Origin of the sequence: Aeromonas sp. QDB23 (assembly GCF_027707745.1) — a bacterium.
GTDB classification, from domain to species: domain Bacteria; phylum Pseudomonadota; class Gammaproteobacteria; order Enterobacterales; family Aeromonadaceae; genus Aeromonas; species Aeromonas allosaccharophila.
In genome coordinates, this window is record NZ_JAPCJA010000029.1 from 1 (window position 1) to 12,099 (window position 12,099).

Sequence of the window (12,099 nt, forward strand, 5' to 3'; positions counted from 1 at the left end):
GGGTATTAGCTGGTCAAGGATGGCGATCATACCTCAGAAGCCGCGCCACGCCTCGCTCATATGAGGGGATGGTTAAGTGTTATGAGCCTGTTCTTATCGGCCGAAATTGAACTCTTTGTATCCCGGTCAGCTATTTAAAGTTAGTGCCTAAATCAGTGGTTATCCATATGTGTATCGCGCCCTTATGGCGCCAGAAAACGATCCGGCCGATTGGTAAAGATTCCATCGACCCCCATCCTGGCGAGCGTTTCATAATCCTCAGGGTAATCAACGGTATAAACCAGCACCCTTAACCCGCGTCGATGGGCATCTTCAACCAGTGTCGGGTCAACGAAATCCACGTCGCAGTTGAGTGACCAGGCTCCCAGCTCGTCGGCAAACTGCGCCAGGTTGAGCGGCAGATTGGCGGTCAAGGCGCCGAGCCGGATATCGGGCCGCAAGGCGGCAAGTCGGGCCAGCTCAGGGTGATGGAAGGAGGAGACCACCCACTGGCCAGGAGTAAAGCAAAGCTCGGCCTCTGCCCGTCGGGTCAGGGTTGCCACCGCGTCGGCGGTATGAGCGCCCTTGAGCTCGATATGCAGCTCGCAGCGTCCGGCGATGATCTCCATCACCTGCCACAGGGTCGGGATCAGCTCTCCCTCACCGGCATCGAGCTGCTCCAGATAGGAGCGCGACTGCTCGGTTAATACTCCCTTACCGTTGGTGCAGCGCTCCAGCCGCCGGTCGTGAAAGACCCACAACTCGCCATCGGCCGCCTGTACGTCGATCTCGATGGCTGGCGCTCCCAGCTCCAGCGCTTTGGCCATCGCCTTGAGGGTGTTCTCCGGTGCCAGACCGCTGGCGCCACGGTGGGCAATAATCTGCATGTTCTGCTCCTTATACCTCGCGGGTCAGCCGCGGCTCAGGTGAATGTCGATCTGTTGATGGGGCAGGGTAAGTCCCTGCTGCTGCATCTTCTCCAGCACCAGCGAGTGAACCTCGTGGGTGATGGGCATCCGGTGATCCATGTTGTTGACGTAGAGGCGGATCTCGTAGATCAGCGCAGAGTCGGTAAATTCGATCAGGAACACCTCGGGCGTCGGCGTCTCCAGCACCAGGGTCGATGCCTGGATGGACTCTTCCAGAATACGCTGTACCAGTTTCGGATCCCGGGTCAGGCCGATGCGGATCCGCAGTTTGACCCGGGTGATGGCGTCGGAGAGCGACCAGTTGATGAACTGCTCGGTGATGAAGGCCTTGTTGGGCACGATGATCTCCTTGCGATCCCAATCCACGATAGTCGTCGCCCGGGTTTTTATCTTGGTGACGGTGCCGGTGAGATCGCGGATGGTGACGGTATCACCGAGCCGGATCGGCTTTTCAAACAGGATGATGAGGCCGGAGACAAAGTTGGCGAAGATCTCCTGCAGACCGAAACCCAGCCCCACCGAGAGGGCGGCGACCAGCCACTGGGTCTTCGACCAGTCGATGCCAAGCATGGAGAAACCGGTGAGGGCGCCGATCAGGATCACCAGATACTTGCTGGTGGTGGTGAGGGCAAAGCCGGTTCCGGGGGAGAGGCTCAGATGTTGCAGCAGGGTCAGCTCCATCAGCCCCGGCAGGTTGCGGGCAGTCACCACGGTCAGGATAAAGACGAAGGCGGTCAGCATCAGATCCTGCAAGGTGATGGCCGAGAGCTGCTCGATACCGCCAATCTTGTTGCTCACCTGCCACACCTCGATATTGCTGAGGAAGCTGAACGCTGAGTTGAGATCAGACCATTGCACCACCACCAGCATGGTGAAGCCCAGCATCAACAGGGTGCGCACCAGCCCCAGCGACTGGGCGCTGATGGTATCGAGATCCAGCTCGGTCTCTTCCACTACATCGGGGATCTCCGAACTCAGCTCCTCCTGATTGTCGTCACGACCACGCTGGGCCAGGATTTCGGCCCGTTTGCTCTTGGCGCGCTCGAAGGCGAGACGGCGGCGCTGGATCAGCATCCAGCGTCTGGCCAGATAGTAGACCAGCAGGCAGCCCAGCCCCATCAGCAGGCTCAGCTCCAGCTGGCGCAGCAGGATGCGCGAGGTATAGAAGTAGCCAAACAGGGCACCGATCACCGCCAGCAGTGGTGCCAGCATCAGGCTGTTCCAGATGAAGTGGTGCAGCAGGTGGGGCTTGGTCATGTCGCTCTGGCCCCAGGTGAGCGGCAGCCGCTCCCGGTTGAGGCGGGCAAAAAAGAGCAGCAGCCAGAGGGCGCCGATCATGAAGGCCATCCGGCCGAGGGAGTCGTAGAAGGCGTGCTCCTGATAGCTGTTGGCCATCCCCTGTAAGAAGAAGCTCGGGATCAGCACCAGCAGCAGGGTGCGGAACTGGTTCCAAACCTGCTGCACCCGCTCTCTCGGCCAGCGGAAGTGGTGAGTCAGGATCCCCCGCTCTAGTGTCAGATGGCGGGCCATCACCAGCGCCAGCAGCAGAAACCAGATCTCGCCAAGGCCACGCGCCACCGCCACCGCAAACGGGTATTGCCAGGCCCCTTCGAGCAGGCCGCGCACCATCAGCACCATGGCGGGCAAGGGGAGCGAGGCGAGCAGGGAGCGCAGCAGCAAGCGGCTGGTGAGGCTGAATTTGTCCTGGGTCACCTTGCCGATCCGCGGCGCACTATGGTCGCAATACTGGTTCAGGTGACGGACCAGTTTGAACCAGCTCCAGGCCAGCACCAGCAGACCAATGCCGGCCAGAGTGAGGCTCAGCGGGTTGTTCTCGGCGATGGCATAGGGCAGTTGCAGCCAGTTGTCCGGGTTGAAGGCCAGCGTCAGCGCGGCAGGAATGCCGAGCATCACCTGTGGGGTAAAGGGGCGCACATCCGGCATCCAGAACAGGTGGCTGGCACTGATCTCGCGGATCTCGTCGATCTTGCTGTTCTGGCGGCTGTAGAGCAGCTTGAGCCGGGTCTGCTCCTGGATCAGGGTGTCGGAGGCGTCGTTGAGCCGGGTCAGCAGCTGGCGCCGGGCCTTGAGCAGGTTGTCGAGCACCGACAATTGCGGGCGATCCAGCGTCACCTCCTCTTCTGCCAGCAGCTTGTCGCGCAACAGACGGGTATCCTTGAGCCCATCCTGCTCGCTCTCGTACTGGTACTTGGCCATGCGGGCGTTGACGATGGCGGACTCCAGCTTGTCGAGGGGGAACAGGGGGGGCAGATCGGAGAGTTTGCTGCGCAGGTTCTCGCCATAGGCATTACTGATCTGCAACCACTCCAGCTGTTCGCGCACCGAGTTGACCAGCTCATTCAGTTCAAACAGATTCTTGTCGACACTGCGCTGCTCGTCCTGCACCCGCTCAATCTGATCCTCCAGCGTGCCGAGCTGGATCGAGAGCGCCTGATTCTGCTGTTGCTGTTCCAGCAGCAGCGGCATGTCAGTGGTGAGCTGTTTGCGCAGCCGCTCGCTCTCCTCCAGCGCCTGCTCGGTCTTCTCCCGTCGCAGCTGGTTCTGCTGGGTCAGCAGGCTGGCTTGCCACTCATCCTCGTCGGCGATGGCCAGATTGAGCTCCTGCAGTTTCAGTTTGCCGAGATCGTTGCGCTGCTGGGCCGAGAGCTGCTCCAGCTCCAGCATCTGGATCCGGTCGGACAGACTCTGCTCCTTCATTCTGGTCAGCAGCAACTGGGCCTCCTGCTGGCGATCCGATTCGCTGCTGAAGCTCAGCCGCTCCAGCTGGCTGCGGGTCAGTTGCAGCTGTTTGCGCAGATCATCCACCCGCAGGTGATACTCTTGCCCGGTGCTTTCCAGCTGGTTGAGGCTGTCCATCACCCCCTGCCGCTCCTTGCGCAGGTTGAGCTGGCGGTTGCTGCTCAGGCCAATGGCCTGACGCAGCGCCTCCTCCTTGAGGCTCGTCAGCGGCGGGCGATCGGCGGGCTGATAGTTGTGCAGGCTCTCCTTGAGGCGCGCCGACTCCTTGGGGTAATCGATGAGGATCTGCTGATAGGCCTTGCTCTGCTCCCGGTAGCGCTCGGCCTCTCTGGCAAATTGCAGCGCCTGCTGGTAGCTCTCCCGCAGTTTCTGGTTTTCCGGGGTGTCGCTCTTGGGCACGCTCTGTAGCAATGCTTCGATTTGGTCAATGGCATCGTCGGCGCGCGCGGCTGGTGGCAACAAGATAAGGGAGAGCAGCAAGAGGGTGAGCAGGCGTTGCAACATGAGGCTCGTTTCCGTTCAGAAGAGGTGGCCCTAGCCTAAAACAGGGTAGGGAGGCCGGTAAAGCAGTCCATATTAATGATTCATAACACAAATAACAGGAAGTCATGCTGCCGTTTCGCTATGATCCCGGCCGCTCTCTCTCCACCGGGTTGAATATGTCAGCTGTTGATCTGGGCACAGCCCCGCTATCTCGCCTTTTCTGGCGTTACGTAACCCCGACCGTGGCCGCCATGCTGATCACCGGCATCTATGTCACCATCGATGGCATCTTCGTTGGCCATGTGCTGGGTCAGGATGGCATGGCCGGTCTGATGCTGGCCTACCCCATCTGCGCCGTGCTCTATGCGGTGGGGGCGCTGATCGGCATGGGGGCCTCATCGCTGGTCTCCTTCTATCTGGGCCAGGGCAACCCAGCCAAAGCTCGCCATATCGTCGGCAATGCGCTGGTGATGGTGTTGCTGACATCGCTGTTGCTCAGCGTTATCGGGATCCGCTATGGCGAGCCGATGCTGGCCTGGATGGGGGCTGAGGGGGAGATCTTCACCGCCGGGCTCGCCTACCTGCAGGCCTACGCCTGGCTCGGCGTCTTTGCGGTGCTGTCGATGGCGTTCAGCTCGCTGCTGCGCAACGATGGTCGCCCCGGCTTTGTCACCATCATCATGGTGGTCGGGGGGCTGCTCAATGTGCTGCTCGACTATCTGCTGATGGTGGTGTTCCCGTTCGGGCTGGCCGGGGTGGCGACGGCCACCATGCTCTCCCAGGCCGTGACGGGCATCGCCTGCCTGTGGCACTTCTTCACGCCGCGTAGCCAACTGCGGATAAGCTGGGACACCCTGCGCCCCGATCTGCGGTTGATGGGCGAGACAGTGCGCCTCGGGGTATCGAGTTTTTTGATGTACCTCTACCTCTCGGTGGTACTGGCGCTGCACAACAAGGCGCTGCTGGCGGTGGGCACGTCGCTGCATGTGGCCGCCTACGGGGTGATCAGCTACACCGAGGCCTTCTTCTATCTGGTGTTCGAGGGGATCGCCATGGGTATCCAGCCCATCGCCAGCTTCAACGCGGGTGCCGGTCACTGGCAGCGGGTGCTGCGGGTGCGCAACCTGGCGCTCGGGGTGACGCTGGGGATCGCCCTGTGCGCCATGATCCCGCTCTATCTGTGGCCGGAGGCGGCGGTTTATCTGTTTGCCGGTGACAATGCCACCCTGCTGCCGGTGGCAAGCCTCGGGATCTGGCTCTACTTCTGGGGGCTGCCGATGGAGGGCTTGCTGCTGGTGGGGGCTACCTATTTTCAGGCCATCAACCGGGCTCGCATCGCCTCCCTGCTCACCGGCGGCAAACTGGTGCTGATCGGCGGTTTCTTGTGGGGATTCTCGACCTTGTGGGGCGTGCCCGGGGTCTGGCTGGCATTGCCAACCTGCAGTTCCTTGCTGGTGCTGGTGATGTGGCGGGCGATGCGTCGGGAGTCTGGCGCCCATGCACAGGCATGATAGACAATCAGGTTCGACGTGCAGATAGCAGACAGGCAGCCATGGGCTGCCTGTCTTGTTAACGGACTTTTTGTTAACGGTCGGTGCCGACTCAGGGCTTGAAGGCCCCGATAAAGATGGCGGGATCGACCCGGGTATCGTTGAGGCTGACGTTCCAGTGCATATGGGGGCCGGTGGCGCGACCGGTCGAACCGACTCGCCCGACGATGCCGCCGCGCGGCAGGCTTTGACCCAGCTTCACATCGATCTTCGACATGTGGCAGAACATGCTGATGAGCCCCTGACCGTGGTCGACAAAGACGGTATTGCCGTTGAAGAAGTAGTCGCCAATCAGGATCACCTTGCCAGCGGCGGGGGACTTGATCGGGGTGCCGGCGCCGACGGCGAAGTCGAGGCCGGAGTGGGGGTTGCGCTCCTCGCCATTGAAGAAGCGACGCAGGCCAAACGGGCTGGAGAGGGGGCCGTTGACCGGCTTGTCGAACATCAGGTTGCTCGGCTGGTTGGGGCTGAAGGTCTGGTAGGCGCGGGTCTGCTCCGCCAGCTCGCGGTTGATGCGGGTCATATCCTCGGCGAGCGGATTGACCTGACGGCTGTTCTTGAGCTTGATGTGTTGCTCGCGGTAGTGCTTGGGGGTGACGGTGAAGCCGAGAGTGCGGCCATCTCCGGTAGTCAGTTGCTGGGCCCCAAGCGGGTTTTTGAGAGAGATGCCGACGATAGCTATCCACTGATTGTCTTCACGCACCACCAGCACAGGCTTGTCGTGATAGCGGGCCGTGGGTGCAGTGACAGACGCGCCAAGAGGGATCACCGCAACGCCACCCGGCACCGGATGGTTGAGCAGGCGACTGATAAACCCTTCGGCCAGGGCTGACTGGCTGGCCAGTAACAACAACAGACAACAAACGACTCTCATGACGATACCACGCGATGTTAAAACGCCCGGGATGGCAGGATGACACTCCATTACCCGGCACTGTGGCGCTCGGGGGAGGGGGCAGATTGTGCCTCGTTATGGTCGGGGCAGCCAGAGGTGGGACGTGGCTGACGCCCCTTTTGTGCATCGCTGCGTCAGGTTTTATGTCGTGATGGGGCCGCATCGCCATTGAGTCGCCCCCGCCCTGGCTCTAGAATCGGCTTCCGGCACTGATGCCACCGACACTCCGAGGAGACGATATGAACGGATTACCCCCTTTGCGCACCACACCTGCCCGGCACACGACAGGTCGTGGCTGGGTCTGGGTTCGCAGCGGGTTCGATATCTTCAACAAGGGGATGGGGATCAGCGTGGCCATGGTGCTGGTCTGGTTTATGGTGGGCATGCTGTTGGAGCAACTGCCGGCGGGTGGCCTTATCTCCCAACTGCTCTACATGGTGTGGGGGGCGGGTTGGGTGGCGGTCGCCGCTCGGGGTTATCGGGGCGAGCCGCTGCAGTTCACCGATCTTTTTGCCGGTTTTCGCCACAAGTTGACCCCGCTGATGCTCGGTGGTCTGCTGGTGTTGCTGCTGTTCAGCCTGATCGGCCTCGTCTGTCTCGGTCTGCTCTCCATGTGGGGACTGCTCCCGCTACTGACTCAGGATCCCGAGAGCATGGTGGTCTCTGCCAGCCAGTTGCAGCAACTGCTGCTGGTATTGCTGGTGGGGATGCTGCTCATCGTTCCCGTGCTGATGGGGGTCACCTTTGCACCGGCGCTCATCTATTTCCACGATATCGGCATCATCCAGGCGGTACGGCTGAGCTTCGCTGGCTGCTGGCGCAATATGTGGCCCTTCTTCTGGTGGGGGCTGCTCTCAGCCATGTTGCTGCTGTTTGGCGCGGCGCTGCTGCTGGTGGGTCTGCTGGTGGTGATCCCGGCGCTCAACTACTCCATCTATGTGGCTTATCGGGATATTTTCCTCGACGAGAGTGCGCAGCAGGAAGCGCCGCACTCAGAACCATTCGGTTTTGAAGCCTGATCAACGGATGAAGATAAAGAAGGGGCCCGCAGCGGCCCCTTCTTCATTTTCGGCTGTGAGGAGGACTCACCTCCTGCCAGACGGGATCGGCCGCCATGCGGGCCAGCAGAAAGTCGAGGAAGCTGCGCAGCAGCGGTGACATCTGTTTGCGGGTGGCATAGACCCCGTAGATCCCGAGTCGCTTCGGTTGCCAGTCGGTCAGCAGGGGCACCAGCTCTCCCCGCTCCAGATAGGGCTGGGCCGAGTAGAGCGGCTGCAGGCTGATCCCGGTGCCGCCGAGCGTCGCCTCCAGCAGCAGGTTGGAGATATTGGCGCTCAGGTTACCGCTGACCGGCACCGACTCGGGGCCATCCGGGCCATTGAACTCCCACAGGCTTTTGCCGAAGTAGGTGTAGGTGAGGCAGTTGTGCAGCGCCAGATCCTGCACCTTGTGCGGCATCGGATGACGGGCCAGATAGGCCGGGCTGGCACAGACCACCGAGTGGCAGGTGCCGAGACGACGAGCCACCAGATTGGGGTCGAGGTCGTTGGTGATGCGCACCGCCAGATCGATCCGCTCCTCCACCAGATTGACGGTTCTGTCGAGCAACAGGATGTCGATGGCCGTTCCCGGGTATTGCGCCAGATAGTCGTTGGCCGCCCCGACCAGCAGCGCTTCAGACAGGGAGTAGCTGCTGGTGATCCGCAGTTGCCCCTTGGGGGCGTCATCGCTCTTCACGGCAATCTGTTCCATCTCCTCGCCGAGCGCCAGCATGGTACGGGCCCGGTTCAGTGCCTCTTCTCCCGGCCCGGTCAGGCTCAGACGGCGGGTGGTGCGGTGCAGCAGGCGGGCGCCCATCCAGCTCTCCAGTTCGGCCAGATAGCGCGACACCATGGCGCGCGACATATCCAGTTTCTCCCCGGCGCCGCTCAGACTCCCCTGCTCGACAACGCTGACGAAGACCCGCAATGCGGTCAGTCGATCCATCTATGACTCTCAATATGTTCGATATATGCAACAGTGATGCGCTTTTTACGCTGTATTTGCAACTTAGTCGATCCAATACACTCTGTCCATCAAATGAACCCCCGAATACTTAATGAGGAATAGATGATGAACAACACCCTGATCCGTAACCTGACTCTGGCGACCACCCTGCTGAGTGGCGCTGCCCTGGCCGCCCCCCTGAGCGTGACCGTCTACAACCCTGGCGAGAAGGCGATCTTCCCGGTCTCCTCCTCACTGGTGACCGGTGACAAGGAGGCCATCCTGATCGATGCCCAGTTCGACGTGCAAAATGGTCAGGCGCTGGTGGACATGATCAAGAAGAGCGGCAAGAAGCTGACCACTGTCTATATCAGTGCCGGTGATCCCGACTTCTACTTCGGTCTGGAGCCGGTCATGGCTGCGTTCCCGGATGTCAAAGTGCTGGCCGACCAGCATGTGGTTGACCATATCAACCAGACCAAGGATGCCAAGCTGAGCTACTGGAGTCCGATCCTGGGCAAGGGCGCACCGAAGAGCCTGACCGTGCCGCAAGTGATGACTGCCAGCCACCTGACGCTGGATGGCGAGAAGATTGAAATCAAAGAGATGAACACCCCGAATGCCTACCTCTGGGCCCCTTCCATCAAGACGGCTTTTGGTGGTGTGCCGGTTTATCACGGGGTGCATGTCTGGATGGCGGATAGCCAGACCAAAGCGGCCCGCAGCAACTGGGTCAAGGCGCTGGACAACCTGCTGGCCCTGAAACCCGAGCGCGTGGTGCCGGGTCACTTCCTGGGGACTGCTCCCAAAGGCACTGCCGCTGTGACCTTTACCCGTGACTATGTACAGCGTTTCGAGCAGGCGCTGGCCAAGGCGAAAAACTCTGGCGAGCTGATCGAGGCTCTGAAGAAAGCCTATCCGGCACTGCCGGTTGACGATGGTCTGGCCATCGGCGCCAAGGTCAATACCGGCGAAATGAAGTGGTAAGCCACTGAGCCTGCTCTCCCTGTGTTTTTTTACCGGGCCCCAGCGCCCGGTTTTTTATCCAAGATTGAAGCGAGAATGACGATGAGCGAACAACAAACCACCCTCCATTATGTCTATGACCCGCTCTGTGGCTGGTGCTACGGTGCCGCCCCCCTGTTGCAGGCGGCAGCCACCCTTGACGGGCTCAAGATCGAGCTGCATGCAGGCGGCCTCTGGCTGGGCAGCCGCCGTCAGCCGATGGGCGAGGCATTGCGTGATTATGTGCGCCCCCATGATCAGCGGATCGAAGCGCTGACCGGCCAGCATTTTGGCGAGCGTTACTTCAATGAACTGCTGCTGCGGGAAGGGAGCCTACTGGACTCCGAGCAGCCGATCCGTGCGGTTTTGGCCGTCACGGCACTGGGTGGCGATGGTCTTGCGATGCTGCACCGGATCCAGCAGTCCCACTATCGGGACGGGATCTGGATTGGTGAGCCGGCGTTTCTCGCCACGCTGGCGGCAGAGCAGGGAATTGCTGCCGAGGCATTCCAGCAAGCCTATCTGCAGGCCCCTTTGTTGCCACATCTGGCAGCCAGCCAGGGCTGGATGCAGCGGCTCGGCGGTCAGGGGTATCCAACCCTCGGGTTGATGCACAACGGTCGGGTAGCGACTGTTCGCGTGGCCGATTTTCTGGGGGATCCGGATGGTCTGCGTGCGCATCTGCTGACGCTGCTGGATAATGCGGGTTGATTCATTTGGAGAAGCTTCAGGAAGCGAGTCTGGCGCCGATAGCCTGACCATCAGGGGAACGGTATGAAATCCTTCCGTTTTCCGGGTGCAGGCTATGCTCTATATGACCATTCCCGGCGGATTTGCGGGAGTGCAGACTTATTTCAAGGAAGCCCTCATATGTTCAAAAACATGTCTATTGGCCAGAAACTGAGCGCCGGATTTGCCATTCTGGCCTTGCTGGTTCTTGGCTTTGCCTGGTTCTCCATCAGTCAGTTAGCAAAGCTCCATAGTGATACCGAGACCATTACCGGCAATTTGCTGCCTTCTACTCGTCTGGCGAGTCAGATGCATGTCGCTGTGCTGGATGCGCGCCGTTCAGAGCTGGCCCAGGTAATTGGTGGCCTTAACAAGGATGATCAGGAGGTGAGTGAACGAGCTCTAACCTTCAACAAGGCCAAGCAGGAGTTTGAGCAGGCAGCCCAGAAATATGGTGCATTGGAATTTAGTACTGCCGAAGAGAAGCAGGTTTATGAGCAGGTGGTTGCGGCGGGGGCCAAGTATTTTGCAGTGCATGACCAGTTGTTAAGTGCCTTTGCTACTGGCGATCTGGATCGCGTCAAAAGTTTGCGCAAGAACGAGACTCGTGCTGCGTTGGAAGAGGTGGGGGCCAAGTCTTATCGCCTGCGGGAAATCAATAATGAGATTGCCGATGAGATGGTGAAAGACATTACAGCCATGTATAGCAATTCCAGAACCATGAGCATTATCGTCAGTCTGGTGACGCTGGGCTTTGTAGTAGTGATTGCCTGGTTGTTGACCGGTCAGATCCGCAACCCGGTGATGGTGTTGCTGGAGCAGACTCGCCGGGTCTCCTCCGGCGATCTCACCTCCCGCATCGATATGCAGCAGTTCAATAACGATGAGCTGGGGACCCTCGCCAAAGGGTTTGGCGAGATGCAGACCAATCTGCGCACCCTGGTGAGTGAAGTCTCGGGCTCTGTGGTGCAACTGAGTTCTGCCACTGAAGAGATGAGCTCGGTGGCACGTCAATCAGCCACCAACATGAGTGCCCAGCAACATGAGCTGAACCAGCTGGCGACGGCGATGAACGAGATGCAGGCTACGGTTCAGGAGGTCTCTCGCAATACCAGTGATGCCGCCAGTGCCGCCACTTCGGCCAGCGAAACGGCAGAGATTGGTGCCAAGACGGTGAATGATTCCATTCAGCGGATTGAACGGGTTGCCGGTGCCATCGAGAGCACCGCAGCGGTGATCCGCCAGTTGGGTGATGACAGCCGCAATATCGGTATGGTGCTGGAGGTGATCCGCGGCATTGCCGAGCAGACCAACCTGCTGGCGCTCAACGCCGCCATCGAAGCGGCCCGTGCCGGTGAGCAGGGACGGGGTTTTGCGGTGGTGGCCGATGAGGTGCGTACGCTGGCCAAGCGCACTCAGGACTCCACCTCCCAGATCAACACCATCATTGCCGAGTTGCAGCAGCGTGCCGAACAGGCGGGCAGTACCATGCAACAGAGTCAGGAGCTGATGAACACCACGGTGTCTACCGCGCGGGAAGCTGGCGAGTCCATCTCCCAGATCAGTGGCTCGGTCAGCAGTATCTCCCACATGAACATCCAGATTGCGACTGCCACCGAAGAGCAGGGGGCGGTGAGCGAGGAGCTCAACCGCAACGTGGTCAATATCAGCCATGCTTCCGAAGAGGTGGCTGCTGGTGCCACTCAGATGGCTCAGGCGTGCAACGAGCTGAACCATCTGGCTACCCAGCTGCAGGATATGGTGCGCCGCTTCAGGGTGTAAT

Annotated in this window: 9 protein-coding genes; 5 read left to right on the forward strand and 4 right to left on the reverse strand. The window is 60.3% G+C overall.

The annotated features are described in order from the left end of the window. Positions 1 to 182: 182 nt before the first annotated feature. Positions 183 to 866, reverse strand: coding sequence for a glycerophosphodiester phosphodiesterase (locus PG888_RS13220; RefSeq protein ID WP_182938039.1), 684 nt, complete (start codon positions 864 to 866; stop codon positions 183 to 185). Positions 867 to 890: 24 nt separating this feature from the next. Continuing rightward, a complete protein-coding gene (gene mscM, locus PG888_RS13225) occupies positions 891 to 4,172 on the reverse strand; it encodes a miniconductance mechanosensitive channel MscM (RefSeq protein WP_182938038.1) in 3,282 nt (1,093 codons plus the stop codon). A gap of 155 nt (positions 4,173 to 4,327) precedes the next feature. Between mscM and PG888_RS13230 the strand changes: the two genes are divergently transcribed. Next, the gene (locus PG888_RS13230; protein WP_182939780.1) at positions 4,328 to 5,662 is read left to right on the forward strand and encodes an MATE family efflux transporter; all 1,335 of its coding nucleotides are present in this window, start codon (positions 4,328 to 4,330) and stop codon (positions 5,660 to 5,662) included. A gap of 91 nt (positions 5,663 to 5,753) precedes the next feature. Here PG888_RS13230 and PG888_RS13235 read toward each other — a convergent pair whose 3' ends face one another. Beyond that, positions 5,754 to 6,575, reverse strand: coding sequence for a peptidoglycan DD-metalloendopeptidase family protein (locus PG888_RS13235; RefSeq protein WP_182938037.1), 822 nt, complete (start codon positions 6,573 to 6,575; stop codon positions 5,754 to 5,756). Between the two features lie 260 nt (positions 6,576 to 6,835). Between PG888_RS13235 and PG888_RS13240 the strand changes: the two genes are divergently transcribed. Beyond that, the gene (locus tag PG888_RS13240) at positions 6,836 to 7,615 is read left to right on the forward strand and encodes a BPSS1780 family membrane protein (protein ID WP_182938036.1); all 780 of its coding nucleotides are present in this window, start codon (positions 6,836 to 6,838) and stop codon (positions 7,613 to 7,615) included. Positions 7,616 to 7,658: 43 nt separating this feature from the next. Here the strand turns inward: PG888_RS13240 and PG888_RS13245 are convergent, their stop codons facing one another. Next, the gene (locus tag PG888_RS13245; protein ID WP_182938035.1) at positions 7,659 to 8,582 is read right to left on the reverse strand and encodes a LysR family transcriptional regulator; all 924 of its coding nucleotides are present in this window, start codon (positions 8,580 to 8,582) and stop codon (positions 7,659 to 7,661) included. A 126-nt stretch (positions 8,583 to 8,708) separates the two neighbouring features. Between PG888_RS13245 and PG888_RS13250 the strand changes: the two genes are divergently transcribed. From PG888_RS13250 to PG888_RS13260, 3 genes are all read left to right on the forward strand, one after another. Next, complete coding sequence (locus PG888_RS13250; RefSeq protein ID WP_075114203.1) at positions 8,709 to 9,569, forward strand: Vmh family MBL fold metallo-hydrolase; 861 nt, start codon at positions 8,709 to 8,711, stop codon at positions 9,567 to 9,569. Positions 9,570 to 9,644: 75 nt separating this feature from the next. Further along, positions 9,645 to 10,298: a DsbA family protein gene (locus PG888_RS13255; protein WP_182938034.1), complete on the forward strand. Its 654-nt coding sequence runs from the start codon at positions 9,645 to 9,647 to the stop codon at positions 10,296 to 10,298. Between the two features lie 159 nt (positions 10,299 to 10,457). After that, on the forward strand, positions 10,458 to 12,098 hold the full coding sequence (locus PG888_RS13260; RefSeq protein ID WP_182938033.1) for a methyl-accepting chemotaxis protein: 1,641 nt from the start codon (positions 10,458 to 10,460) through the stop codon (positions 12,096 to 12,098). Position 12,099: the final 1 nt, after the last annotated feature.

Coding starts and splice junctions, on each gene's coding strand:
- PG888_RS13240 (WP_182938036.1), top strand. CDS start 6,836: ATGAACGGATTACCCCCTTTGCGCACCACACCTGCCCGGCACACGACA.
- PG888_RS13245 (WP_182938035.1), bottom strand. CDS start 8,582: ATGGATCGACTGACCGCATTGCGGGTCTTCGTCAGCGTTGTCGAGCAG.
- PG888_RS13260 (WP_182938033.1), top strand. CDS start 10,458: ATGTTCAAAAACATGTCTATTGGCCAGAAACTGAGCGCCGGATTTGCC.
- PG888_RS13220 (WP_182938039.1), bottom strand. CDS start 866: ATGCAGATTATTGCCCACCGTGGCGCCAGCGGTCTGGCACCGGAGAAC.
- mscM (WP_182938038.1), bottom strand. CDS start 4,172: ATGTTGCAACGCCTGCTCACCCTCTTGCTGCTCTCCCTTATCTTGTTG.
- PG888_RS13230 (WP_182939780.1), top strand. CDS start 4,328: ATGTCAGCTGTTGATCTGGGCACAGCCCCGCTATCTCGCCTTTTCTGG.
- PG888_RS13250 (WP_075114203.1), top strand. CDS start 8,709: ATGAACAACACCCTGATCCGTAACCTGACTCTGGCGACCACCCTGCTG.
- PG888_RS13235 (WP_182938037.1), bottom strand. CDS start 6,575: ATGAGAGTCGTTTGTTGTCTGTTGTTGTTACTGGCCAGCCAGTCAGCC.
- PG888_RS13255 (WP_182938034.1), top strand. CDS start 9,645: ATGACGATGAGCGAACAACAAACCACCCTCCATTATGTCTATGACCCG.